The organism is Pseudomonas sp. TE3899 (assembly GCF_056279105.1).
The window spans coordinates 2410815-2434898 of record NZ_JBWBQR010000001.1 but is presented as its reverse complement, the minus strand read 5'-3'; the positions used below and the strand labels follow the sequence as shown (position 1 = coordinate 2434898).

The 24084-nt window shown below is 62.9% G+C and carries 18 protein-coding genes and 1 pseudogene; 11 read left to right on the top strand and 8 right to left on the bottom strand.

Features of this window, described 5'->3' with window-relative positions; all coding sequences use genetic code 11:
• The first annotated feature begins 241 nt into the window (after positions 1–241).
• Together ACZ89E_RS10930 and ACZ89E_RS10925 are read left to right on the top strand one after the other, a co-directional pair.
• Positions 242–817, top strand: coding sequence for a flavodoxin family protein (locus ACZ89E_RS10930; protein ID WP_463260154.1), 576 nt, complete (start codon positions 242–244; stop codon positions 815–817).
• A 29-nt stretch (positions 818–846) separates the two neighbouring features.
• Entirely contained in the window at positions 847–1671 is an 825-nt protein-coding gene (locus ACZ89E_RS10925; protein WP_476255632.1) for an alpha/beta fold hydrolase, read from the top strand.
• Positions 1672–1745: 74 nt separating this feature from the next.
• Here ACZ89E_RS10925 and ACZ89E_RS10920 read toward each other — a convergent pair whose 3' ends face one another.
• Positions 1746–2165 carry a helix-turn-helix domain-containing protein gene (locus ACZ89E_RS10920; RefSeq protein ID WP_476255631.1) on the bottom strand — a complete coding sequence of 140 codons (420 nt, stop codon included), beginning with the start codon at positions 2163–2165 and terminating at the stop codon, positions 1746–1748.
• Between the two features lie 277 nt (positions 2166–2442).
• On the opposite strand from ACZ89E_RS10920, the gene ACZ89E_RS10915 reads away from it, so the two are divergent.
• The 6 genes and pseudogenes from ACZ89E_RS10915 to ycaC all read left to right on the top strand — a co-directional run bounded on the left by ACZ89E_RS10915 (position 2443) and on the right by ycaC (position 9265).
• Entirely contained in the window at positions 2443–3426 is a 984-nt protein-coding gene (locus ACZ89E_RS10915) for an MBL fold metallo-hydrolase (protein WP_149658732.1), read from the top strand.
• Between the two features lie 221 nt (positions 3427–3647).
• Positions 3648–4571, top strand: a complete 924-nt coding sequence (locus ACZ89E_RS10910; protein ID WP_123406592.1) for a LysR family transcriptional regulator — start codon at positions 3648–3650, stop codon at positions 4569–4571.
• Positions 4572–5708: 1137 nt separating this feature from the next.
• Positions 5709–6125, top strand: coding sequence for a DoxX family protein (locus tag ACZ89E_RS10905; RefSeq protein WP_149658729.1), 417 nt, complete (start codon positions 5709–5711; stop codon positions 6123–6125).
• The gene (locus ACZ89E_RS10900; RefSeq protein ID WP_476255630.1) at positions 6118–6729 is read left to right on the top strand and encodes an antibiotic biosynthesis monooxygenase; all 612 of its coding nucleotides are present in this window, start codon (positions 6118–6120) and stop codon (positions 6727–6729) included. Before ACZ89E_RS10905 ends, ACZ89E_RS10900 begins: the two co-directional genes overlap by 8 nt.
• Positions 6729–8568, top strand: a pseudogene (locus ACZ89E_RS10895) (amidohydrolase). The gene ACZ89E_RS10900 and the pseudogene ACZ89E_RS10895 overlap by 1 nt, the downstream one beginning before the upstream one ends.
• 70 nt (positions 8569–8638) lie before the next feature.
• On the top strand, positions 8639–9265 hold the full coding sequence (gene ycaC / locus ACZ89E_RS10890) for an isochorismate family cysteine hydrolase YcaC (RefSeq protein WP_123406586.1): 627 nt from the start codon (positions 8639–8641) through the stop codon (positions 9263–9265).
• 194 nt (positions 9266–9459) lie between these two features.
• On the opposite strand, the gene ACZ89E_RS10885 is transcribed toward ycaC, so the two are convergent.
• The gene (locus ACZ89E_RS10885) at positions 9460–10887 is read right to left on the bottom strand and encodes a mechanosensitive ion channel domain-containing protein (protein WP_476255629.1); all 1428 of its coding nucleotides are present in this window, start codon (positions 10885–10887) and stop codon (positions 9460–9462) included.
• 226 nt (positions 10888–11113) lie between these two features.
• Complete coding sequence (locus tag ACZ89E_RS10880) at positions 11114–12133, bottom strand: alpha/beta hydrolase (RefSeq protein ID WP_476255628.1); 1020 nt, start codon at positions 12131–12133, stop codon at positions 11114–11116.
• Between the two features lie 147 nt (positions 12134–12280).
• On the opposite strand from ACZ89E_RS10880, the gene ACZ89E_RS10875 reads away from it, so the two are divergent.
• Positions 12281–13177 carry a LysR family transcriptional regulator gene (locus ACZ89E_RS10875; protein ID WP_476255627.1) on the top strand — a complete coding sequence of 299 codons (897 nt, stop codon included), beginning with the start codon at positions 12281–12283 and terminating at the stop codon, positions 13175–13177.
• A gap of 209 nt (positions 13178–13386) precedes the next feature.
• Here ACZ89E_RS10875 and ACZ89E_RS10870 read toward each other — a convergent pair whose 3' ends face one another.
• From ACZ89E_RS10870 to gspG, 5 genes are all read right to left on the bottom strand, one after another.
• Positions 13387–13653 carry a short-chain dehydrogenase gene (locus ACZ89E_RS10870; RefSeq protein ID WP_476255626.1) on the bottom strand — a complete coding sequence of 89 codons (267 nt, stop codon included), beginning with the start codon at positions 13651–13653 and terminating at the stop codon, positions 13387–13389.
• Positions 13650–13934, bottom strand: coding sequence for a DUF3077 domain-containing protein (locus ACZ89E_RS10865; protein ID WP_149658722.1), 285 nt, complete (start codon positions 13932–13934; stop codon positions 13650–13652). The genes ACZ89E_RS10870 and ACZ89E_RS10865 overlap by 4 nt, the downstream gene beginning before the upstream one ends.
• Before the next feature lie 490 nt (positions 13935–14424).
• On the bottom strand, positions 14425–15114 hold the full coding sequence (locus tag ACZ89E_RS10860) for a hypothetical protein (protein WP_476255625.1): 690 nt from the start codon (positions 15112–15114) through the stop codon (positions 14425–14427).
• A gap of 105 nt (positions 15115–15219) precedes the next feature.
• Positions 15220–16407, bottom strand: a complete 1188-nt coding sequence (locus tag ACZ89E_RS10855; RefSeq protein ID WP_476255624.1) for a type II secretion system F family protein — start codon at positions 16405–16407, stop codon at positions 15220–15222.
• Positions 16408–16421: 14 nt separating this feature from the next.
• The gene (gspG, locus tag ACZ89E_RS10850) at positions 16422–16856 is read right to left on the bottom strand and encodes a type II secretion system major pseudopilin GspG (RefSeq protein WP_149658718.1); all 435 of its coding nucleotides are present in this window, start codon (positions 16854–16856) and stop codon (positions 16422–16424) included.
• Positions 16857–17053: 197 nt separating this feature from the next.
• Here gspG and ACZ89E_RS10845 point away from each other — a divergent pair, with 197 nt between their 5' ends.
• Both ACZ89E_RS10845 and mnxG read left to right on the top strand, forming a co-directional pair.
• Positions 17054–17662, top strand: a complete 609-nt coding sequence (locus ACZ89E_RS10845) for a lytic transglycosylase domain-containing protein (protein ID WP_149658717.1) — start codon at positions 17054–17056, stop codon at positions 17660–17662.
• Positions 17663–17867: 205 nt separating this feature from the next.
• Positions 17868–23672, top strand: coding sequence for a manganese-oxidizing multicopper oxidase MnxG (gene mnxG, locus ACZ89E_RS10840; RefSeq protein ID WP_476255623.1), 5805 nt, complete (start codon positions 17868–17870; stop codon positions 23670–23672).
• The last annotated feature ends 412 nt before the right edge of the window (positions 23673–24084 follow it).

Sequence of the window (24084 nt, the reverse complement as noted above, 5' to 3'; positions counted from 1 at the left end):
GTTCTACTGACTGTCAGGTGTTCGCTGTGACTGACGCGTTGCCGCTGTCGGTGCGCGCTGCGTATTTATTGGGCGCGAGTGTGACAAACAGGGCGGCGCCGCGCCGGGTACGGCGGTGAAAATTAACAACGTTTAACTCGTCGCAAGTCACGTCTACGCCCAAAACTCTAGCGCTTCAAGTCCAACGAAGACCTTCGTCTTCGCGTTGTAAAAGGAATGGACACTTCTGGAGGATGCCGGCATGAGCGATGTGGTGGTGGTCTATCACAGTGGCTACGGGCACACCCGGGTCATGGCCGAAGCCGTGGCCCTGGGCGTGGAACGGCACGTGGGCAGCACCTGCCGGCTGATTTCGGTGGAGGACGTGGACACCCAATGGGAGCGTCTGCACCGGGCCGACGCGATCATCTTCGGCGCCCCGACCTACATGGGTAGCGCCTCGGCGTCCTTCAAGCACTTCATGGAAGCCACCTCGGCGTTTTACCTGGCCCAGCCGTGGCGCGACAAGCTCGCCGCCGGGTTCACCAATTCCGGGTGCCTGTGCGGCGACAAGCTCAACACCTTGCTGCAGATGGCGGTGTTCGCCGCCCAGCATTCGATGATCTGGGTCGGCCTCGACTTGTTGCCCGCACGCAGCAGCACCGGCCTGTTCGACGGGCAACTCAATCGCCTCGGCAGCTCCCTCGGCGCCATGGCCCAGTCGAATGTCGAGCAATCCCCCGACGACGCGCCACCGCCCGAAGATCGCCGCACCGCCGCGCACCTGGGCGAGCGAGTCGCACGCCTGGCTGAGCGCCTGCATCATTCACCGCTTTGATCCATCTACCCAAAAAAGGAGCACGCCACATGAGCACATTCACCACCCGCGACGGCACCGAGATCTACTACAAGGACTGGGGCACCGGTCAGCCCGTCGTCTTCAGCCACGGCTGGCCACTGAACGCCGACAGTTGGGAAGCGCAGATGATCTTCCTGGCGTCCAAGGGTTATCGGGTCATCGCCCATGATCGCCGGGGTCATGGCCGTTCGAGCCAGCCGTGGGACGGCAATGACATGGACCACTACGCGGACGACCTGGCGCAACTGATCGAGTTGCTGGACCTGAAGGATGCGGTGCTGTTCGGCTTCTCCACCGGCAGTGGCGAAGTGGCGCGTTACATCGGCCGCCACGGCACGGGCCGGGTCGCAAAAGCGGGGCTGATTTCCTCGGTGCCACCGCTGATGCTCAAGACCGAAGCCAACCCTGGCGGCCTGCCGCTCGAGGTGTTTGACGGGATTCGCCAGGCCTCATTGGTCGACCGTTCGCAGCTGTACAAAGACCTCGCCGCCGGCCCGTTCTTCGGCTTCAACAAACCGGACGCCAAGCCTTCCCAGGGCATGATCGACTGGTTCTGGCTGCAGGGCATGAGTTCCGGCCACAAGAACGCCTACGACTGCATCAAGGCGTTCTCGGAAACCGACTTCACCGAGGATTTGAAGAAGTTCGACGTGCCGACCCTGGTGGTGCATGGGGATGCGGATCAGGTGGTGCCGATTGAAGCGGCGGGGATTGCTTCGGCGCGGTTGGTGAAGGGCTCGACGCTGAAGGTGTACCCGGGCGCGCCCCATGGTCTGACCGATACCCATAAGGATCAGCTCAACGAAGATTTGTTGGCGTTCCTCAAAGCCTGATTTCGGGCTCTTATAGGAGCAAAGCTTGCCCGCGATGGCGTTCCTGAGGTCGCCATCGCGAGCAAGCTTTGCTCCTACAAAAAAGCGTTGAAGGCAGGGCTGCGCAGCACCTTGCACCGCCATGCAAACGGGTTGATCCCTTCGCTGCGGGTGAAGATGTGGCAAAAATGCGCTTGATCGCAAAATCCGCATTCCAGACTAATCTGCGTCAGGGTCAGGTCGGTGTCGCGAATCAATTGCTTGGCTTTGGCGATGCGCTGGCAACGAATCCAGTCCTGTGGTGACAACCCCGTGCTGCACTTGAACGCGCGGGAAAAATGACTGCGCGACAACGCGCAGGCATTCGCCAGTTCGGTCACTTCCAGGCTGTCGCTCAGGCGTTCGAGGATCAGTTGCTTGACCAGGTTTTCGCGCCAGGGAGCGAGGCCGCCGGTGCTGGTTTTTTGCGGCGACGTGGCGGACGCCCTGACGGCGTAATGCTGAACATGGGCCATGACAAAGTTCCGTGTCGGTGGGAATGCGCGGGCGCACTGCACGGTGGATCAGCACCTTCCCTTTTGCAGAAAACAGGTGTGTGCAGTGGGCTTCATTCTTGGCCGCGGGGCGTTGGCAGGCGAGTTAAACGTTGTTAATTCCTTGCCTGGTTTTTTGCGAGAACCGCGCTAACTCAGCACATCGCTGCAAGTGCGCGGGGGGTGGGGCGGTGCAAGATGGGTGACGTATGGCGGGCCTCGGCGGGCCGCTTTCTTTGGCGACATCAAAGGTGAAGGCATGAAGCATTCTGTGGTTGGCACACTGGGCCTGGCGGTTGCGCTGGCGTCCGGGATTTCGATGGCGGCGGCTCCGGCGCAGGTCGGCACCCAGGCGCCCGGCTACTTTCGCCTGGCGGTGGGGGATTACGAAGTGACGGCGTTGTTCGACGGCTACAACGACCTGTCGCCGAAACTGCTCAAGGGCCTGACCCAGAGTCAGATCCGCGCACTGTTGGCCCGTCGCTCGATTGAAACGCCGGGGGTGCAAACCGCGTTCAATGCGTTTCTGGTCAACACCGGCAAGCAACTGATCCTGGTGGACACCGGGGCAGGGCAGTGCATCGGCGCCACCGCCGGCATGCTCTCGGACAACATGAAAGCCGCCGGTTATCAGCCGGATCAGGTCGACGCCATCCTGCTGACCCACCTGCACCTGGACCATGTGTGCGGTCTGGTCGACGCCCAGCAAAAACCGGTCTTCGCCAACGCCACCGTTTATGCCGCCAAGGCCGAAGCCGCGTACTGGCTCGACCCGCAAGCCCTCGCCAAGGCCCCTGAAGGCGCCAAGCCGTACTTCAAAATCGCCCAGGATTCGACCGCTCCATACGTCGCGGCGGGCCGCTTCAAGACCTTCGACGCCGGCCAGTCACCAGTGCCGGGTGTCGAAGCCACGCTGGAAGCCGGGCACACACCGGGCAGCACCACGTATCGCTTCACCTCCCAGGGCCAGAGCATTCTGTTCATGGGCGATCTGGTGCATAACCTGGCGGTGCAATTCCTGCATCCTGAAGTGTCGATCGGTTTTGACGTCAACAGCCAGCAGGCGATCAAGAGCCGCAACCAGGTCTTTACCGACGCCGCCACCAGCAAGACCTGGGTCACGGCCGCACACTTGCCGTTCCCGGGCATCGGTCATATCGCCGCCGAGGGCAAGCATTTTGAATGGGTGCCGGTGGAATACGGTCCGTATAAACGAGCGGCGAAAGTGCCGTTGATCGAGTAGAGTTCCGAGCACTGCGCAATCAAGGCGAACACAGTACCCGTGGCGAGGGGGCTTGCTTGTGGCGAGGGGGCTTGCCCCCGTTGGGCTGCGAAGCGGCCCCAAAATCTTCAGCGTTGCTGAAATCCTGCCAGTGCTGCGCACTGGAACGGGGGCAAGCCCCCTCGCCACAGGGGTTTGCATTGGCCACTTAGCTTCGGTGTAACCACAAGGAAAACATGCTGATGAACCGTAACGATCTGCGCCGCGTCGACATGAACCTGCTGGTGATTTTCGAAGCCCTGATGTTCGAAAAGAACCTGACCCGGGTCGCTGAAAAACTGTTCATGGGCCAACCGGCGGTGAGTGCGGCGCTGGGGCGTTTGCGCGATCTGTTCGACGACCCGTTGCTGCTGCGCAACGGCCGCGGCATGGAGCCCACGGCGCGGGCGCTGGCGATTCTCAAGGAGCTGCAACCGGCGATGGACGTCATCTCCGGCGCGGTCAGCCGGGCCAAGGAATTCGAACCGGCCAGCAGCTGCGACGTGTTTCGCATCGGGCTGTCGGACGACGCCGAATTCGGTCTGTTTCCACCGTTGTTGAGCCAGTTGCGAGAAGAGGCGCCGGGCATCATCGTCGTGGTGCGCCGAGCCAATTACCTGCTGATGCCGGCGTTGCTGGCGTCGGGGGAAATCTCCGTGGGCGTGAGCTACACCACTGATCTTCCGGCCAATGCCAAGCGCAAGAAACTGCGGGACATTCCCTGCAAAGTCCTGCGCGGCGACAAACGGCCCGGCCCGCTGACGCTGGACGAATACTGCGAACGCCCCCATGCGATGGTGTCGTTCTCTGGTGACCTGAGCGGCAACATCGATCTCGATCTGGCCAAAATCGGCCGCAGTCGCCGCGTGGTCCTGGGGGTGCCGCAATTCAGCGGCTTGCGCGCACTGCTCGCCGGCACCGAAATGATCGCCACCGTCCCGGACTACGCCGCGTGTGCCCTGGTCGAAGGCTGCGCACTGCGCGCCGAAGACCCACCGTTTGAAATCGAGGCGGCACAGTTATCGATGGCCTGGAGCGGCGTGCACGACAACGACCCGGCCGAGAAATGGCTGCGCTCACGCATCAGCCAGTTCATGTCCGAACCCCTCAACATCCCGACCCCGTAACCGTACCCCCGCAGACCTGATCATTCCCACGCTCCCGCGTGGGAATGCCTCCACGGACGCTCTGCGTTCGGCGCTGGATGGAACGCGGAGCGTCCCGGGCTGCATTCCCACGCAGAGCGTGGGAACGATCTTCAAACCGCTCAACATCCCGGCTCCGTAACCCCCGCAGATCTGATCGTTCCCACGCTCCCGCGTGGGAATGCCTCCACGGACGCTCTGCGTTCGGCGCTGGATGGGACGCGGAGCGTCCCGGGCTGCTTTCCCACGCGGAGCGTGGGAACGATCTTCAAACCGCTCAACATCCCGGCCCCGGCACCCCCGCAGACCTGATCGTTCCCACGCTCCCGCGTGGGAATGCCTCCACGGACGCTCTGCGTTCGGCGCTGGATGGGACGCGGAGCGTCCGGGCTGCATTCCCACGCGGAGCGAGGGAACGATCTTCAAACCGCTCAACATCCCGGCCCCGGCACCCTGCAGACTCGATCATTCCCACGCTCCTGCGTGGGAATGCCTCCACGGACGCTCTGCGTTCGGCGCTGGATGGAACGCGGAGCGTCCCGGGCTGCATTCCCACGCGGAGCGTGGGAACGATCTTCAAACCGCTCAACATCCCGGCTCCGTAACCCCCGCAGATCTGATCGTTCCCACGCTCCCGCGTGGGAATGCCTCCACGGACGCTCTGCGTTCGGCGCTGGATGGAACGCGGAGCGTCCCGGGCTGCATTCCCACGCGGAGCGTGGGAACGATCTTCAAACCGCTCAACATCCCGGCTCCGTAACCCCCGCAGATCTGATCGTTCCCACGCTCCCGCGTGGGAATGCCTCCACGGACGCTCCGCGTTCGGCGCTGGATGGAACGCGGAGCGTCCCGGGCTGCATTCCCACGCGGAGCGTGGGAACGATCAAACGAGATCCCCTGTAGGAGCGAAGCTTGCTCGCGAAGACGGAGTGTCAGTCGCCATCAATATTGATTGACCCACCGCTTTCGCGAGCAAGCTTCGCTCCTACAGGGGATCGGTGTTTGAGCCTGCGCGCAAAAAGAGCACGTACATCCAATTTTCAAAAACCTGACCCCGGCACTATCAGACCAAGTGCCGGCGAAGCCATGCCGGTGATTTCTCAAAGGGGTGCACAGGCCATGAACGCATCGGCATGGGATGAACGGGCTCGGGACTGGGGGTTGCTGTTTCTGCGGGTCAGCGGCGGCTTGTTTCTGTTGTGGGTGCATGGTCTGCCCAAGTTGCTGGACTACAGCGCGCAACTCCAACAGATCGAAGACCCGTTTCACCTCGGCGCCAATCTCACCCTGATCCTGGCGATTTTCGCCGAGGTGCTGTGCCCGCTGCTGATCGTCGCCGGGGTGCTGGTGCGGTTGGCGTGTTTGCCTATTCTGTTTCTGCTGCTGGTGGCGTTGGTGGTCGTGCATCCGCAATGGAGCCTGTTTGAAGGGCAGTTCGGCTGGCTGCTGATGATTGTGTTCACCAGCATCCTTATCGCCGGGCCGGGACGGCTGGCGCTCAATGATCGATTCGCCGGAGTTCTACGTTATGCCTGACGCCAACCACGCCGCCGCCGCAAAACCGGGTTTCGATGAGATCGTGACCCTGATCATCAAACACCGGGTCAAGGCCGGTTTCGAGGTGCCCTACGAAGCCTGGTTGCGCAATATCGTGACGATTGCCGGGCAGCAGGAAGGGCACCTCGGCGTAGACGTGATGCGCGGCAAAAACGCGGGCCTCGACATGTACACCTGCGTGCTGCGTTTTTGCTCCACCGAGGCGATGCAGCACTGGCTCGATTCGCCGCAACGTCTTGAGCTGGTCAACCAGGCCACGCCAATGCTGGCCGACGGCGACCAGACCGAAGTCAACCCGGTCAACGAATTCTGGTTCGCGCCCACGGTCGATGCCGCGTCGCCACCGCCGCCGCGCTGGAAGCAGGCGGTGGTCACGTTGCTGGTGATTCTGCCGCACACCTTGCTGGTGCCGATGCTCTGGGGGCCGCTGCTCAAGCTGCACCCGATGCTGTCCAATTACGTGGTCGCCACGTTCCTGATCACCGTGACCATCGTGGTGTCGGTGGTGTACCTGTTCATGCCCAGGGCGACCCGATTGTTCGCGCCTTGGTTGTCCCATTCCACACAGCCTAAGGAAACGTGATGAACGCCGATCTGATTCTATTCAATGGCCAATTCCATACCGTTGACCGCGAAAACCCGCTGGCCAGCGCCGTGGCGATCAAGGACGGGCGTTTTGTCGCGGTCGGCACCGACGCCGAGGCCATGGCCTTGCGCGGCTCGGGCACCCAAGTCATCGACCTCAAGGGCCGCTGCGTCATCCCCGGCCTCAACGACTCGCACTTGCACCTGATCCGTGGCGGTCTGAACTACAACCTCGAACTGCGTTGGGAAGGCGTGCCGTCGCTGGTCGATGCCCTGCGCATGCTCAAGGACCAGGCCGACCGCACACCCACCCCGCAATGGGTCCGCGTCGTCGGTGGCTGGAACGAATTCCAGTTCGCCGAAAAACGCATGCCGACCCTGGAAGAACTCAACCAGGCCGCGCCGGACACCCCGGTGTTCGTGCTGCACCTGTACGACCGCGCCTTGCTCAACCGCGCCGCACTGCGTGTTGCCGGTTACACCCGCGATACCCCGAACCCACCGGGTGGCGAAATCGTCCGCGATTCGAACGGCAACCCGACCGGCATGCTGGTCGCGCGTCCCAACGCGATGATTCTCTACTCGACCCTGGCCAAGGGACCGAAGCTGCCACTGGAATATCAGGTCAATTCGACCCGTCAGTTCATGCGCGAACTCAATCGCCTGGGCCTGACCAGCGCCATCGATGCCGGGCGGCGGTTTCCAGAATTACCCGGACGATTACCAAGTGATCGAGCAGTTGGCCAAGGATCAGCAACTGACCATCCGCATCGCCTACAACCTGTTCACCCAGAAGCCGAAAGAAGAACTCAGCGACTTCAAGAACTGGACGTCGAGCGTGACCCTGCACCAGGGCGACGACTACCTGCGGCACAACGGCGCCGGTGAGATGCTGGTGTTCTCGGCGGCGGATTTCGAGGACTTCCTCGAACCACGCCCGGACTTGCCGCAAACCATGGAAGCCGAGTTGGAGCCGGTGGTTCGCCACTTGGTGGAACAGCGCTGGCCGTTCCGTCTGCACGCCACGTACAACGAATCCATCAGCCGCATGCTCGACGTGTTCGAGAAGGTCAATCGCGACATTCCGTTCAACGGTTTGCCGTGGTTTTTCGACCACGCCGAAACCATCACCCCGCAGAACATCGAGCGGGTGAGGGCGCTGGGCGGTGGCATTGCGATTCAGGACCGCATGGCGTTCCAGGGCGAGTATTTCGTCGAGCGCTACGGCGCCAAAGCCGCCGAAGCCACGCCGCCGATCAAACGCATGTTGGCCGAGGGCGTACCGGTCGGCGCCGGCACCGATGCCACGCGGGTGTCCAGCTACAATCCTTGGACCTCGCTGTACTGGATGGTCAGCGGCCGCACCGTGGGCGGTCTGGAGTTGCACGCCGAAGGCTTGTCGCGGCTGACCGCGCTGGAACTGTTCACCCATGGCAGCGCCTGGTTCTCCTCCGAACAGGGCAAGAAAGGCCAGATCAAGGTCGGGCAACTGGCGGATGTCGCGGCCCTGAGCGCTGACTTCTTCAGCGTGGACGAGGAAGCGATCAAGTGGATCGAGTCCGTGTTGACCGTGGTCGGCGGCAAAGTGGTGTACGCCGCCGGTGACTTCGAAAAACTCGGGCCGGCCAGCGTACCGGTGTTGCCGGACTGGTCGCCGGTGGTGAAAGTCCCGGGCCACTGGCGGCCGACCTCGCCGATGCAGGCCCAGGTTCACCATTGCAGCGGGCCGTGTGGCGTGCACGCCCACAGCCACGAAAAGGCGCGTCTGTCGAATGCGCCAGTCAGCGATTTCGCCGGCTTCTGGGGCGCCTTTGGCTGCTCGTGTTTTGCTTTCTAGACGCACATAAAAAAGCGCCGGCCCAACGTGCCGGCGCCCACAGCACCATCCCACTACCGAGGAGTTTCACATGAGCAACGTTCCGTACAAACGCCTGAACAAAGACGACGCCGTTGTACTGTTGGTTGACCACCAGACCGGCCTGATCTCGCTGGTGCAGGATTTCTCGCCCAACGAATTCAAGAACAACGTGCTGGCCCTCGCGGACCTGGCCAAGTTCTTCAAACTGCCGACCATCCTCACCACCAGCTTCGAAAGCGGCCCGAACGGCCCGATGGTGCCGGAGTTGAAAGAACTGTTCCCGGACGCGCCGTACATTCCGCGCCCCGGCCAGATCAACGCCTGGGACAACGAAGACTTCGTCAAAGCCGTCAAAGCGACTGGCCGCAAGCAGTTGATCATTGCCGGTGTGGTGACGGACGTCTGCGTGACGTTCCCAACCTTGTCGGCCCTGGCTGAAGGCTTTGAAGTGTTTGTGGTCACCGATGCGTCCGGTACCTTCAACGAAACCGTGCAACAAGCCGCCTGGGCGCGCATGACGGCGGCCGGTGCACAACTGGTCAACTGGTTCTCCGTGGCTTGCGAGCTGCAAGGCGACTGGCGCAACGACATGGAAGGCCTGGCCAACCTGCTGTCGCCGCGTATCCCGAACTATCGCAACTTGATGAACAGCTATTCGGCGTTGACTGCCAAATAAGCCACACCGTAAAAATGCCCGCCATTGCGCGGGCATTTTCTTGCTTACGGTTTAAGGCGAGCGCGGTCTCTGTGGCGAGGGGGCTGGCCCCCGTTAGCGTGCGCAGCACTCTCCATTGCGGGGACCGCTTCGCGCTCCAACGGGGGCAAGCCCCCTCGCCACAAAAGCCACTCCACCCACAAAAGCGGGGTGGATCAGCGGTTTTGCAGCCACCCCAGAAACCCTCCCTTCTTGACCGGCACCGGCACGGCCATCAACGCCAACCGACTGTTCTGCTGGCGCACCGCCTGCAATTTATTCAACGCCCGTCCAACCTCGCCCCGTTGCGCCATGCAATCGCGAGTCAGGGATTTGTCGATCCGGTAAATGATGCACGACGTCAACGCCGTGAAGCTGGCCTGGGACGGTGTGTCCGTGAGGATGCTCTGTTCACCCATGACTTCGCTCGGCCCCATGCGCCCGGCTTCGGTGTGCCCGGTTCCATCGGGTACGGTGGCGCTGACCACACCGGTGGCAATGACGAACAGGCTGTCCGGCACTTCATTGAGTTCAAGCACCACCTGACCCGCCGCGTACTGCTGCGGCACCATCGCCTGGGCCAGTCGATCACGTTCATCCTCGCTCAGTGAGCGGAAGATTTTCACTTCATCCAGCAACGCCCTGGCCCGGGTTGAAGGTTCGATCACGCCATCGAGCTGCCGGGAAATACCCGCCGCTTCCAGGTGCCGATGGGCCAGGTCGAACAGTTGATTGCGCACCTCAGCCTTCTTGCCCAACTCGGCGATAAAACCGCTGGCCACGTACTCGGACATGGTTTCGCCAGCCTCTTTCAACACCGCTTTCGGCGCCGGATTCAGCAACAGCGTGCTGCTGCCCTGAAGCGTGCGATCCAGCGCATCCAGCACCCGACGCGGGCGAATATGGTTGGGCACCTGGATGCTGATCGACACCCCGTGCATGTTGTTCGGCCGGCTCAGGTTGACGATCTTCGCCTTGGCCGCCACCGAGTTGGGCACCACCGCCGTGGTCCCGGCGCTGGTAAGCAGATGCGTGGCGCGCCAGTCGATGTCCAGCACCTTGCCTTCCACCCCGTCGATCACCACAAAATCGTCCACCTGATACGGCTTGGTGGTGTTCAACACGATCCCGGAAAACACATCGCTCAAGGTGCTTTGCAGCGCCAGGCCGACCACGATCGCCACCACCCCGGAGGTCGCCAGCAGGCCTTTGACCGGCAGTTCCAGCACATAACCCGCCGCCGCGACGATGGCCACCAGAAACACCAGTGCGCCAATAACATCCTGCAACAACCGCCCGCTGTGACCGATGCGGCGCATCAGCACCAGGCCGATCACCTCGGTCAGCACCCGCGCGGCGTACAGCCACCAGACGATCCCCAACGCCGTGGCCCCGAGTTGCGCCACGCGGTCATCGGCAAAGATCGGCGCCTGCAACGGGCTGACGCCGGCGTTGATGATCACCGCGCTGAAGATCAGGAACAGCGCAAGGCGCAGGCCGATGCGGGTGACACGGTGCTGCAGTGGCGAGAGGTGCCAGAGCAGGGCGTCGATCACCAGCAACAGGGCGCTCCAGGACAGGGGGTGGTCGTAGATGAGGGACATGGGAGAACTCCGGACGACGGGTTGGCGCGGTTTTGTGCCGAGTGATAACTGTGGCGAGGGGGCTTGCTTGTGGCGAGGGAGCTTGCTCCCGCTGGGCTGCGCAGCAGACCCCAAATCTTCACGGTCAGCACCCATTTTTGGGAGTGCTTCGCCCTCCAGCGGGAGCAAGCTCCCTCGCCACAAAAGCAGACTCGCCACACATTGCAGTGTGGCGAGTCAGGACAACTCAGTTCAGATGCGTCTTCAATTCCAACGCCGCCTGCCGCACCGCTGCTTTCACCTCAGGAATCTGGCTCAGCGGATTCAACAGCCCGAAGTCATGAATCATCCCGTTGTAACGCACCGCCGTCACTGGCACACCGGCCGCATCCAGGTGACGGGCATAGGCCTCGCCTTCATCACGCAACACGTCGAACTCGGCGGTTTGCACCAGCGCAGCAGGCAAGCCTTTGAGCTGTTCGGCGCTGGCCTGCAACGGCGAGGCGTGGATCTGTGCGCGCTGGCCGGCGTCCTGGGTGTAGTTGTCCCAGAACCAATTCATCATGTCCTTGGTCAGGAAGTGCCCTTCGGCAAATTGCTGGTACGAACCGCTATCGAACTGCGCGTTCGTTACCGGCCACATCAACAGCTGGAAGCGCAGCGCCGGGGTTTTCTGTTCCTTGGCCATCATCGCCACCACCGCCGCCATGTTGCCGCCGACGCTGTTGCCGGCCACCGCCAGGCGCTTGCCGTCGACACCGATGTCCTTGCCATGCTCAGCCACCCAACGGGTCGCGGCGTAAGCCTGGTTGATCGCGGTCGGGTATTGCGCTTCCGGGGATGGCGTGTAATCGACATACACCGCCACCGCGCCAGAGCCCACCACCAGGTCATGGATCAAGCGTTGGTGCGTCGGGTAGTCGCCCAACACCCAGCCGCCACCGTGGAAGAACATGAACACCGGCAACTCACCCTTGACCTTGGCCGGGCGGACGATCTTCAGGTTGATGGTTTGCTCGCCGACCTTGATCGCGCGCTCGCTGACGTCCACACCCGACAAGTCCACTTTTACCGAGTTCTGCGCACCGGTCAGCACCGCCCGGGCGTCTTTGGGGCTCAGTTGTTCGAGGGGTTTGCCACCGCCAGCGGCGAGGGCTTCGAGGAAGGCCTGGGTGGTGTGTTCAACGCCAGGGCTGCCTGCGGCGAAAGCGTTGCCAACGGCGAGGGCGAGGAGGGAAGCGGTCAGGGTCTTTTTGACGAGGTTCATGGCGTAAATCCTTTTTAATTTGTGTATTCGAATGCGGGTTCGGGTTCCGGAGCAGCGGCTGTCGTTGCACCGTGGACACAGATTAATGGGGTGCCAGAATCGGAAAAAGCGGCTATAAAGTGTTTGACTGTCAATCAGAGCGTGACAATGAACCCGTTCGAAGATATGCGTATTTTTTGCCAGGTGATGGACTCCGGCAGCTTCACCGCCGCCGCCGATCAACTGGGCCTGTCCAAGCAATTCGTCAGCCGCCGCTTGATGCAATTGGAGGAACGCCTCGGCGTGCGCCTGCTCAATCGCTCGACCCGACGCCTGGACGTCACGCCCCTGGGCCAGAGCTACTACGAATCCGCCCTGCGCCTGCTCAGCGAAGTCGAGCAAGTGGAGCAGGGCATCGCCGGCCAGACCACCGAGCCTCGCGGCACCATTCGCTTGAGCGCGCCGCTGTCGTTTGCATTGGCGCACCTGGGTTGTTTGCTGCCGGTATTTTTGCAGCGCTACCGCGACGTCACCGTGGAAGTCGACCTCAGCGACCGCCCGGTGGACCTGCTCGGCGAAGGCTACGACCTGGCGCTGCGCATCGGCGTGCTGGAAGACTCGACCCTCATCGCCCGCCGCATCGCCTCGATCCAGCGGGTGTACTGCGCCAGCCCGGCCTACCTCGCCGAACGCGGCACCCCGGTTAAACCGGAAGACCTGCACAACCATGACTGCCTGCCGTATGGGCACGGGCGTCAGGTGCAGTGGCGGTTTGACGGGGCGGGCAAACCGCTGACCGTCAACGTCACCGGGCGGATGCGGGTCAACAACGGGGAATTGCTCAAGGACGCGGCGATTGCGGGGATGGGCATTACCTACCTGCCAACATTCATCGTCGGCGCGGCGCTGAAGGACGGGCGGTTGGTGCCGGTGCTGGAGGATTTCCGGCCGGAGCCGCTGACGTTGTCGGCGGTGTACCCGCAGCATCGCCAAGGCTCGCGGCCGGTGCAGGCGTTTATCGAGTTTTTGCGCGAGCGGCTGGATCAGCGCGAGGGCGCGTTATAACGCCGGGCCCATGCCCCTGTAGGAGCGAAGCTTGCTCGCGAAAGCGGTTTCACATTCAACAAGGATGTTGGCTGACACGCCGCCTTCGCGGGCAAGCCTCGCTCCTACAGGGATCGGCGGTGAACACAGATGTTGTGTACGACGATCCCCCGTGTAGGAGCGAGGCTTGCCCGCGAAGAGGCCCTAACGGCTGGCCTCAAACCCGGCGTTTAACCCCGAGCCCGAATCCGCCGCCCCAACACATCCATCACATCACACCCATCGCGCAACAACAGCGCCGCCGCCAGCGCCAATTGCTGCACATCGGCACCCTTGGCCTGACTGATATCGAGGCTGGCCAGGCTCTCCATCATCTGCGTCCCCGCCAGAAACCGCGCGGAGGCCTGGCAGTGCAAAACGTCCAACGGCGCCTGCGTGGCCACCAGCAACACCGGGGTGTCGGATTCATTGCTGGTCATCGGCATATGCGGATTCATGCCTCACCTCCCGCTTGCGCGGCGTGCAAACCATCGATTGAGGCTTGTACCAGCGAACGGGCAGTATCGAGCAGGTGCTTGCTGGCCCAGCGCAGGGTCGCGATATGTTCCGGGCGGGTGGCGTTGGGGGCTTGATGGGCGAGGGCTTCGGCGCCGCTGAGGAAGATTGAGGCGTGTTCCAGGGCATCGAGCAGGGGGATGTCGGGTTGTACGGCGAAGAGGTGGTGGTCGGTGTGATCGCAGGGGGCGAACGGGGTGGATTTTGTGGTTGCGTGGGTCATGTGCATCTCCTGAAAAATGGAGTTGCCACGTCATCGCCGTCAAACGAATAGGTGGCAACTGTACGCAGGTTGACGGACCGGTCCAGGAACCCGGCGCACTCGAAAGTGCCCCACGCACAGCTGCCATAAAGCCGCGCAAGGTCCTGGATAAAAGCCGAGCCGTCAAACCCGATCACGAATGAGTCGTGACGGGCGCGAGGATAGGGAGAGAGGTCAGGGCAGTCAACCGCCAAAAAGCCCGAAACATCTGCCATGTCTGTAGGCCTCTTCCTGACGTGACTTCACTCATTTTTGTGGCGAGGGGGCTTGTCGGAATGCCGCACCACCCCGTAGGGCGGCGCAGCGGCCCAAAAAACCAAATAGATCTGTCTCATTACCCCACCTTGTAGGAGCGAGGCTTGCCCGCGAAAGCGGTGTGTCAGCCAACATCCCTGTTGAATGTGAAATCGCCTTCGCGAGCAAGCTTCGCTCCTACAGGGATTCGGGGGGATCAGTTGATCCGTTTGTCGTCCCCCGGCTCGCCGCCGACGTGGACGCCACGGTCATCGGCTACTTGACCGGCGCGATGGACACCGTTGTCGTCACCCACTTGACCGGCGCGGTGTACGCCGTGGTCGTCGCCGACTTCACCCGCGCGATGGACACCGTGGTCATCGCCGACTTCACCCGCGCGATGGACGCCATGGTCATCGCCGACTTCACCGGCACGATGCACGCCATGGTCATCGCCCACTTCGCCCGCCCGGTGTACCCCATGATCATCCCCCGGCTCGGCATGTGTGCCATTGCGCCCGGAGGACGCCGCGTCCCCGGTGTGTCCTGACCCGTGGTCGCTGCCGCTGTGACCGCTGCCACTGCTGCCACCACTGCCGCCACCACCGTTGCCGCCACTGCCACTGCCGCCGTGACCGCCACCATTGCCGCTGCCACCGCCACCATTCCCACCGCCGCCGCCACCACCATTACCGCCACCACCACTTCCTCCGTGGCCGCCGCCATTACCGCCGCCGCCCCCACTTCCGCCGCCACCACCGCCACTGCCTCCATGACCACCACCACCGCTACCGCCTTCCTTGGCCTGTGCACTCGATACACCGGACAGGCTGTCCGGAATCAAAATGGTCGACGCCGACAACACCGCGCCTATCGCTACTGCCAATAAAAGCTTGTTGATGTGCATGTCGTTCTCCGTCTTCTTATTTCAGATTGGAACGTGGATGAACAATGCAACGTGCTGCTTCATTCAATCGGTGAACACTGCAACGCGCGGATTTATTCAGTGGGGTTAGTGAATGCTTGAAGCCAGTTCGAAGATCGGCATGTACATCAGGATCACGATGACGCCGATCAGCAGGCCGATGAAGGTCATCAGCAGCGGTTCGAACAAGCGTACGAACCACTCAAGCCAGCGGCTGATTTCTTCGTCGTAGAAGTCGGCGCTGCGTTCCATCATTTGCCCGAGGTTGCCGGACTGCTCGCCCGCGCGCAGCAGGCGCAGGGACACCGGGGTCACCAGGTGGTTGAGTTCCAGCGCGGTGGACAACGATTGGCCTTCGCGCACCCGCTCGCAGGCCTGGTCCAGGCGCGAGCGCGAGGCCACGGTGAGCAGGCCGCGGACCATGCCCATTGCCGTGACGAGCGGGATGCCGCCTTGCAGCAGAATCCCCAGGGAACGGTAGAAGCGCGCCAGTTCGTACATGAAGATTCGCTGATGAACGGCCGGAAGTTTTTCGATCAGCCGGTCCACGCCCCGACGAAAGGCCGGTTGGCGCTGCAGGAAGGCGATGGCGACGATGATCGCCGTGAGCGTGCCGAAAAATTCCAGCTGATGGGCATGGAGGAACATGCCGCTGCTCATCAGGATCTGCGACATCCACGGCAGGTTCGAGCCCAGGCCTTCGAACACCAGGCTGAAGCGCGGCACCACGTAGCCCATCAGAAACAGCACCACGCCACCACCAACGATCAACAACAGCAGCGGGTAGATCGAGGCGCTGACGATCTTCTGCCGCACCTCGTCCATGCGCTGGCGGTAGCTGACGTAACGGCCCAGCGCCTCGCCCACCGCGCCGGTCTTCTCGCTGGATTGCACCAGCGCCACGTACAGCGGCGGGAACACCGCCGACAACTGGCCCAGCGCCTGGGAAAACGATTTGCCTTCGTACAGCAGGCGCACCAGTTCGCTCAGGGTTTTGCGGGCCTGGGGCGCGGTTTCTTTTTCCGCCAGGCTTTCCAGCGCATCGATCAGCGGCAGGCCGGCGTTGAGCAACGTGGTCAGTTCCTGGCTGAACAGCACCAGGTTGAACGTCTCGCGCTGGCTCAGGCGCAGGGCCCGCCAGTGTCGTTCGGCTTGCAGACTGACCACGCGCAAGCCCTGGTCTTCGACGATGCGTCGGGCCTCGCTGTGGCCGGGGGCCTCGACGGTCATCGACACCACCCCTGCCTTGCCGACGGCCTTGAGATGAAAGCGCATGGGCGTTGCTCCGCTTATTGCCAGTTAGTGACTTCAGCGTTTTCGCCTTCGCCGCCGGGTTGCCCGTCCTTGCCCATGGACAGCAAGTCGTACTCGCTGTTTTCACCGGGGTAGCGGTAGGTGTAGGCGCGACCCCATGGGTCCATCGGCAGTTTTTTCTGCAAGTAAGGGCCGGTCCAGCGGGTTTCATCGCTCGGCGCGGTCACCAGCGCCTGCAAACCCTGCTCGGTGGACGGGTAGTGACCGACCTCCAACCGGTACAGATCCAGTGCCTTGCTCAGGCCTTCGATCTGCGCCTTGGCGACCTTCACTTCCGAGCGCCCGAGTTGGGCGAAATACTTCGGCGCGACGATGCCGGCCAACAACCCCAGCACCACCAACACCACCAACAATTCGAGCAAGGTGAACCCGCGTTGAAGGCGCGGGGCGGAACACGGACGCTGATTCATGATGACCTCAATCCAGTGGGCAGCAGGGTCGCTATTAAGGCGTATGCAATTGCCATGCTCACGCTTGGAGATACCGCTGAACCCCTTGTGATCCGGGCCTTGGCGCCGACGGCACAGTGCTTGCGTATGGCTGGTTGACTACCGGCCATTGGGGCATAAGCCCCGTTTTTCGGGGCCGGCCAGGGGAGGTATGAAACATGAAAACTCTCACCGCAGGACTGCTCGGCGCGCTGCTGCTGAGCGGCGTCGCCCAGGCCGATGTCTTCGTTTCCATGGATGCCAAGGGCAGCTACGTTTTGTCCAATGTCCACCGCCCCGGACGGCACTATGAACGGGTGATTCACGAGCCCGAATCCGCACAACTGAGCATGGATCAGCAACCGCAGATGATCGCCAATCAGCCCTACGCCGCGCTGGTGTCGGCGGCGGCCACGGCCAATCAATTACCGGCGGCGCTGCTGCACGCAGTGATCCGGGAAGAGTCGCGCTATAACGCCGACGCGACATCGGCCAAAGGCGCCGGCGGGCTGATGCAATTGATGCCCGACACCGCCCGCGAGCTGGGGGTGACCGACGTCTACGACCCCAAGGCCAACATCCAGGGCGGCGCCCGTTACCTCAAGCGCCTGATGACCCTGTTCGACAACGACATCAGCCTCGCCGTCGCGGCCTACAACGCAGGACCTCAAGCGGTGCTCAGCCGAGGCGGGGTGATCCCGCCGTTCGCCGAAACCCAGCGTTATGTGCCCAGCGTGTTGCGCCAGTACCGGCGTTTGCAGGGCCTGGCCGTGGATGCGCCGTTGTGATCGACGGTGATGGGGCAGATTGCCCCAAATGTGGGGCAACCCGGGTACGCCCGGAATGTGGGGAATGGGTGGGGAATATCCCCCGGCTTATCAACTCGTTTCTCTAACAGATTGATATACAAGCAAATAATTTATGGCATGCAGATTGCTCAACCGGACTTGTCGAGAATTATTCCTGTGAGCACCCACAGCGAGGCCCGTGATCATGACCGGCATACACCACATTCCGTCCTTGTTAAGTTGGCTGCTGCTGGCAGCGTCGGTGCTGGGCATCGAGATGGCCGAAGCGGCCGTCCGTTGCGAGCGCAATCTGGTGGCCAACGTCGTGGCGCTCGACCAGCCGCTGATGTTCAACCGCCTCGGCGCACAGAATGCCAACGGCATGATGTTCGCCTTGCGCCGCGATGTGGTCGATGACCATGACCGCTCCCTGGCGCTGGGTGGTTCGGCGGTGCCGGGCAAAGTCTCGCTGCGCCCCGACAAGCGTCCACGGCCGCTGGTGTTGCGGGTTGCTGCCGGTGACTGCCTGACCGTCAACCTGCAAAACCTGCTGGCCTATCAGGCCAACCCTGGCAGTCACGAAAGCGGGGAGGTGGGTGAAATCGAGGGTGAAGTAGCCATTGGCAACGAAGGCAACTTCAAAGTCGATGAGCAAGTCACTGACCGCCACGTCGGCTTCCAGGTCAACGGCCTGCAAGCGGTCAACAGCATCGACGACATCGCGTCCTACACCGGGCGCAACGCCAACACCTTGATCGCCCCTGGCGCCAGCCGTTCCTACACCTTGTACGCCGAGCGCGAAGGCGCGTTTGCCGCCAGCAGTCGCGGTGCGACTTTCGGCGGCGAAGGCGATGCGGGTAACGTCGCCAACGGATTGTTCGGCGAAGTAGTGGTGGTGCCCAAGGGCGGCCGCACTTATCGCAATACCGTCACCGAAGAAGAAATGCGCCTGGCCAGCACCGGCCGCACGCCCGCCGGTCAGCCGATTGTCGATTACCAGGCGCGCTATCCGCAGCGCGAACCGTGGATCCGTGAAGGCAAGGCCGGCACGCCGATCATCAGCATGGTCGATGGCAATGAAATCATTTCCAGCGAGAGCGACGCGATCGTGATGGGCAGCAACGCCGACGGCAGCTTCCCGCCCTCGACCTATCCGCTGGAAGCCATCGGCAAACGCAACCCGGCGATTCCGAATCGGCTGGAGCCGTTCCGCGATTTCGCCTCGCAGTTCCAGGACGAAACCGCCGCCACCCAAGCGTTCCCGGCGTATTGGGCGGACCCGGTGATGGCCCACGTGCTGGAGCCGACCCGCGACTCGTTCATGATCAATTACGGCTCCGGCGGCATGGGCGCCGAGGTGGTGGCCAACCGCTTGGGCGTCGGGCCGATGCACGATTGCTTGTCCTGCGCCTACGAAGAATTCTTCCTCAGTTCCCACACCGTCGGCGACGTGGCGATGCTGGTGGATGTGCCGGCCAACGCCGGCCTGGAAAACATTCGCCCCGGCGAAACACCCCGCGCCGATCAGGTCGGGGTCAAGGCGACCATGGCGCTGTACCCGTCCGAACCGGCCAACGTCAACCACAGCTACATTGGCGACTTCGTCAAATTCCGCAACACCCACAACGGTCACGAGCAGCACATCTTCCACCTGCACGGGCACCAGTGGCTGTTCAACCCCAACGACGACAACTCCGATTATGTCGACGCCCAGGGCATCGGCCCGGGCGCCGGCTACACCTACGAAATCGCTAACGGCGGCTCGGGCAACCGCAACCGCGTGGCGGGCGATGCGATCTATCATTGCCACTTCTACCCGCACTTCGCCCAGGGCATGTGGAGCATGTGGCGGGTCCACGATGTGTTCGAAGAAGGCACCAAACTCGAAGTGTCGCAGCAGGGCGCCGACGGTTATCACAGCGAACCCTATGCCTTGCGCAGCGGTAAACCGGCGGCGGGCGCGCGGGCCTTGCCCGATGGCGAGATTGTCGCCGGCACGCCGATTCCTGCGGTTGTGCCGTTGCCAGGCAAGGCCATGGCGCCGATGCCGGGCAAGGTCGCCGTGGTGCCGAAAATCGGCGAAACCCTGGTGGCTGATGATGACGATGATGACGGCGAACATCAGGGCGGTGGCACGCAAGCCATCGGCTCCCTGGCCCTGGTGGATCGCAGCGAAGCCAATCGCAATGCCGACGGCAGCCTGAAAAACCCCGGCTATCCGTTCTGGATCGGCGGCATGGAAAGTTCGGTCGGCCAACGTCCGCCAACACCACCGCTGGACATGCTCGACGCCGCCAAGGCGCAAACCTTGAAAACCAGTGGCAATGCCCTGTGGGCCAACCTCGACCCGGCGCAGTCCGGCGGTTGGGACGGTGGTTTGGGCCGGCATTCCCTGGATGGCTTTTCCTCTGGCGGCACTGCGCACACCGTGACCACGTCCCTGGATTTCTCCAAGGAAGTGACCCGGGCCAAACCGATCTACATGCCGGAGGAGGGCACCGAAGTCGAGCAGGCGGCCATGGCCTTCCACGCGAAAAAGGATCACCCAAGCTTCGCGCTGCTGCCCGGTAATCAAGTCGTAGCGAAGGCTTTCCGCACCAATGGTGCGTTGCCGATCGCCGGTGCGCCGTACTACGAACCGTGCATGGACGACCGGCAAAAACGCCTGACCGCCAGCGCCGGTACCGGCGAATTCAACAGCGGCGAGCGGGTCGACGGCCTGTCCTTCACCGGTTCCTCGACCTTCACCGCTGACCGTCCGCGCATCTACAAAGCCGCGAATATCCAGTTCGACGCGGTGTACAACAAGGTCGGCTACCACTTCCCGCAAGCGCGCATCCTCGCCCTGTGGGAAGACGCCTGGCCGGTAATCACCAAGCAGCGTCCGCCAGAGCCTTTGGTGATGCGCATGAACACCTTCGACTGCGTGCAATACCAGCAAACCAACCTGGTACCGGCCACCTATGAGATGGACGACTATCAGGTGCGCACGCCGACCGACGTGATCGGCCAGCACATCCACCTGCCCAAATGGGACCTGACCGCCGCCGACGGTTCGGCCAACGGCTGGAACTACGAAGACGGCGTGCTTTCCCCCGGCGCCGTGCAAGAACGTATCCACGCCATTCGCGAGTTCAACCAGTGCGAAGGCACCGACCCACGGGACGGCACGCCTGCGTGTCCGAAAGCCAAGGCGCACCCGTTCTTCGGCCAATATGGACGCTCGGACTGGATGGGCGCGCGCACGGCGATGCAGCGCTGGTTTGTCGACCCGGTGGTGAATGCCAAAGGTGTCGACCGTGGCCTGGGCACGATTTTCACCCACGACCACCTCGGCCCATCGACTCACCAGCAGATTGGCTTGTACGCCACCGTGTTGGCGGAACCGGCCGGTTCCACCTGGTTCCACGCCGAAACCGGCGAGCCGTTGTACAGCGGCGCGCGCCAGGATGGCGGGCCGACTTCATGGCAAGCGGTGGTGTCCACGGGCGATCTGGACGGCGACGGCAAGAACGACAGCTTCCGTGAGTTCTTCCTCGAATACAGCGACTTCCAGCACGCCTATGAAGCTGGCGTGTACGTGGGCGCCGGGCCCAATGGTGTGCCGAATCCACAAGCGTTCCCGGCCACTGCGGACAGCTTCCGCTACGCGATCAACCCTCCGGTGCGCAAGGAAGCCGAGTCCCTGCTTGAGCAGGTGGTCGAAGCCCGCGGTGGACTGACGCCCGGCTGCCCAAGCCGACCTTGCCCGCAAGCCATCTCGGTGGATGATCCTGGGATGTTCGTGGTCAATTACCGCAACGAACCGCTGGCCCTGCGGGTGTACGACCCGAACAAGGTCGGCCCGGATGGCAAGCGCGGCATGCAGGCCGACGGCCTCGGCGGCGACCTGGCGTATGCCATGCAAAGCCGCACTGATCGGGCGATCCCGGCGATGAACCTGGCGCCGAACCTGGTCACTGCAGCCACCGGACCTACCGGCGGCACCACGCTGTTCCCGCCGCACATCAACAAGGGCGGCGCCGAACCAGGCGACCCGTTCACCCCGATGCTGCGCACCTACACCGGTGACAACGTGCGGCTGCGGGTGCATGCCGGCGGTCACGAAGAAGAGCACAACGTGACCCTGCATGGCGTGAAATGGCTGCAAAGCGGCTCGGGTTTCGGCAACAGCTCCAACTCCGGCTGGCGCTCGTCGCAGATGATCGGGATTTCCGAGCAGATGGGCTTTATTGCACCGGTGTCGATGCTCTCCAGTTCGGCGGCTACCACCGGGGATTATCTGTACTCGATGGACGCGTCCCTGGAAGGTTACTGGAGCGGAATCTGGGGCGTGATGCGCAACTACACGGCCCAGCGCAACGACCTGTTCGCGCTGCCGAACAACCCGAAACCGGCGGGCATGCGCAACACCGTGGCCTTCGATGGGACTTGCCCACGGATTGGCGCCAACCCCAATGGCATCGGCACCCGGCCCACCGTGCAGCGCAACTATGAAGTGGTCGCGGCGCTGGCCAACGACATCCTCGGCAACCCGCTGAACCTGTCCATGGCCGACCCGGCGGGGCTCGGCCAACACGTCGGCGGGCCGTTGAATCCGGCGGGTGGCACCTTGGTGTACAACTCGCGGGCCGTGAGCATTCCGCAAGTCACGGTGAACGACCCTGAGGACGGGACGACCTTCACCATCGGCGGGCAAAGCGGTCCGTTGCATGATCCGACGGCGATTCTCTACGTGCGCAAGGCTGACCTCGATCCGGTCACCGGTAAGTTGAAACCCGGTGTGCCTGTCGAACCGCTGGTGCTGCGCGCGGCGGCCGGAGACTGCATCAACATCACCCTGGAAAACCGTCTGCCCAGCGTGATGCCGGACCTGGCACAGACGGCCTCGATGATGGGGATGGTCAAGCGTGATCGCAACGGTGGCGAGGGCTCGACGACCTTCAGCAACAACCTGATGCGGCCATCCAGCACGGTGGGTCTGCATGCGCAATTACTGGCGTATGACATCACCAAATCCGACGGCACCAACGTGGGCGCCAACCCGATCCAGACCGTGCCGCCACGCGTTGGCAATACCGGTCCGTACCCGACCCGTACCTATCAGTACTACGCCGGGCACCTGGAGCGCGAAGGCAAGCCGATCTCGCAACTGGGGCGCAGCGTCGACAACATCAACGCCACGGCGGTGGAGTTCGGCGGCTTGAATTTCACCCCGGCGGACGTGATCAAGCAGCCACAAAAAGGCCTCGGTGGCGCGATGAGCATCCTGCCGATCGGTGCGACCTGGGTTGAGGACGCGCGCAAGGTGAATGCGACAGTCACTGCGCCAGGGCAAACCACCTACCGCGACTTTGCGATGGTCTGGCAGAAGGCACTCAACATGCGCTGGGCCAATGGGCGTCCGGTGGAAGGCATCGCCGCAGAAGGCAACGGTGTGCCGACCGATCCTCAGGACAACTCGAGCATGGCGATCAACTACAAGACCGAGCCGATGTGGTTCCGCTTCGGCCTGGCGCCTGACGCACCGTTCGGGCATGCCGATGGCAATGGCTACGGCGACGTGCCCAACGCGCACATGGCCTATAGCAATGCGCTGGTGGGGGGCGATCCACAGACACCGGTGCTGTATGCCAAACCGGGGCAACCGTTCCGCACGCACATCCTGATGCCGACCGGTGGCAGCCGTGGCTCGACCTTCCAGCTCGATGGGCATGTGTGGTCGGTCAACCCGTTCCAGTCGGAGAAGAGCGACACCGGAGGCTATCCGATGAGCACACCCGGGGTGGGTTCGGTGCGGTTCGGCTACAACCCGATGTCGATGTACATCGGCGCCCACGAAAGCATCCTGCCGGCGGCGCACTTCAGCTTCATGCACCCGAGCGCCGGGGGCAGCAATGCGATACCGGGCGACTACCTGTTCCGCGACTACGCCGCCTACGGCAACACCGCCGGGTTGTGGGGGTTGTTGCGGGTGACCAATGAACCTGAACCGGCGCCGGCTCCGTAGGTGTGGCGGATGAAGCCATCGCTGTAGGAGCAAGGCTTGCCCGCGATGGGGACGACTCGGTTTTGGCGGTGTGGCGGATGACGCCTTCGCGGGCAAGCTTCGCTCCTACAGGTAAGGGATGGACGTGGGTTTGGTGGTGTGGCGGATGGCGCCTTCGCGGGCGAGCCTCGCTCCTACAGGTAAGGGATCGACTCGGTTTTGGCGGTGTGGCGGATGACGCCTTCGCGGGCAAGCCTCGCTCCTACAGGTAAGGGATCGACGTGGGTTTGGCGGTGTGGCGGATGACGCCTTCGCGGGCAAGCCTCGCTCCTACAGGTAAGGGATCGACGTGGGTTTGGCGGTGTGGCGGATGGCGCCTTCGCGGGCAAGCCTCGCTCCTACAGGTAAGGGATCGACGTGGTTTTGGCGGTGT

Excerpts from the sequence above, each read along its gene's own strand:
- ACZ89E_RS10930 (WP_463260154.1), top strand. The coding sequence starts at position 242 with ATGAGCGATGTGGTGGTGGTCTATCACAGTGGCTACGGGCACACCCGG.
- ACZ89E_RS10925 (WP_476255632.1), top strand. The coding sequence starts at position 847 with ATGAGCACATTCACCACCCGCGACGGCACCGAGATCTACTACAAGGAC.
- ACZ89E_RS10920 (WP_476255631.1), bottom strand. The coding sequence starts at position 2,165 with ATGGCCCATGTTCAGCATTACGCCGTCAGGGCGTCCGCCACGTCGCCG.
- ACZ89E_RS10915 (WP_149658732.1), top strand. The coding sequence starts at position 2,443 with ATGAAGCATTCTGTGGTTGGCACACTGGGCCTGGCGGTTGCGCTGGCG.
- ACZ89E_RS10910 (WP_123406592.1), top strand. The coding sequence starts at position 3,648 with ATGAACCGTAACGATCTGCGCCGCGTCGACATGAACCTGCTGGTGATT.
- ACZ89E_RS10905 (WP_149658729.1), top strand. The coding sequence starts at position 5,709 with ATGAACGCATCGGCATGGGATGAACGGGCTCGGGACTGGGGGTTGCTG.
- ACZ89E_RS10900 (WP_476255630.1), top strand. The coding sequence starts at position 6,118 with ATGCCTGACGCCAACCACGCCGCCGCCGCAAAACCGGGTTTCGATGAG.
- ycaC (WP_123406586.1), top strand. The coding sequence starts at position 8,639 with ATGAGCAACGTTCCGTACAAACGCCTGAACAAAGACGACGCCGTTGTA.
- ACZ89E_RS10885 (WP_476255629.1), bottom strand. The coding sequence starts at position 10,887 with ATGTCCCTCATCTACGACCACCCCCTGTCCTGGAGCGCCCTGTTGCTG.
- ACZ89E_RS10880 (WP_476255628.1), bottom strand. The coding sequence starts at position 12,133 with ATGAACCTCGTCAAAAAGACCCTGACCGCTTCCCTCCTCGCCCTCGCC.
- ACZ89E_RS10875 (WP_476255627.1), top strand. The coding sequence starts at position 12,281 with ATGAACCCGTTCGAAGATATGCGTATTTTTTGCCAGGTGATGGACTCC.
- ACZ89E_RS10870 (WP_476255626.1), bottom strand. The coding sequence starts at position 13,653 with ATGAATCCGCATATGCCGATGACCAGCAATGAATCCGACACCCCGGTG.
- ACZ89E_RS10865 (WP_149658722.1), bottom strand. The coding sequence starts at position 13,934 with ATGACCCACGCAACCACAAAATCCACCCCGTTCGCCCCCTGCGATCAC.
- ACZ89E_RS10860 (WP_476255625.1), bottom strand. The coding sequence starts at position 15,114 with ATGCACATCAACAAGCTTTTATTGGCAGTAGCGATAGGCGCGGTGTTG.
- ACZ89E_RS10855 (WP_476255624.1), bottom strand. The coding sequence starts at position 16,407 with ATGCGCTTTCATCTCAAGGCCGTCGGCAAGGCAGGGGTGGTGTCGATG.
- gspG (WP_149658718.1), bottom strand. The coding sequence starts at position 16,856 with ATGAATCAGCGTCCGTGTTCCGCCCCGCGCCTTCAACGCGGGTTCACC.
- ACZ89E_RS10845 (WP_149658717.1), top strand. The coding sequence starts at position 17,054 with ATGAAAACTCTCACCGCAGGACTGCTCGGCGCGCTGCTGCTGAGCGGC.
- mnxG (WP_476255623.1), top strand. The coding sequence starts at position 17,868 with ATGACCGGCATACACCACATTCCGTCCTTGTTAAGTTGGCTGCTGCTG.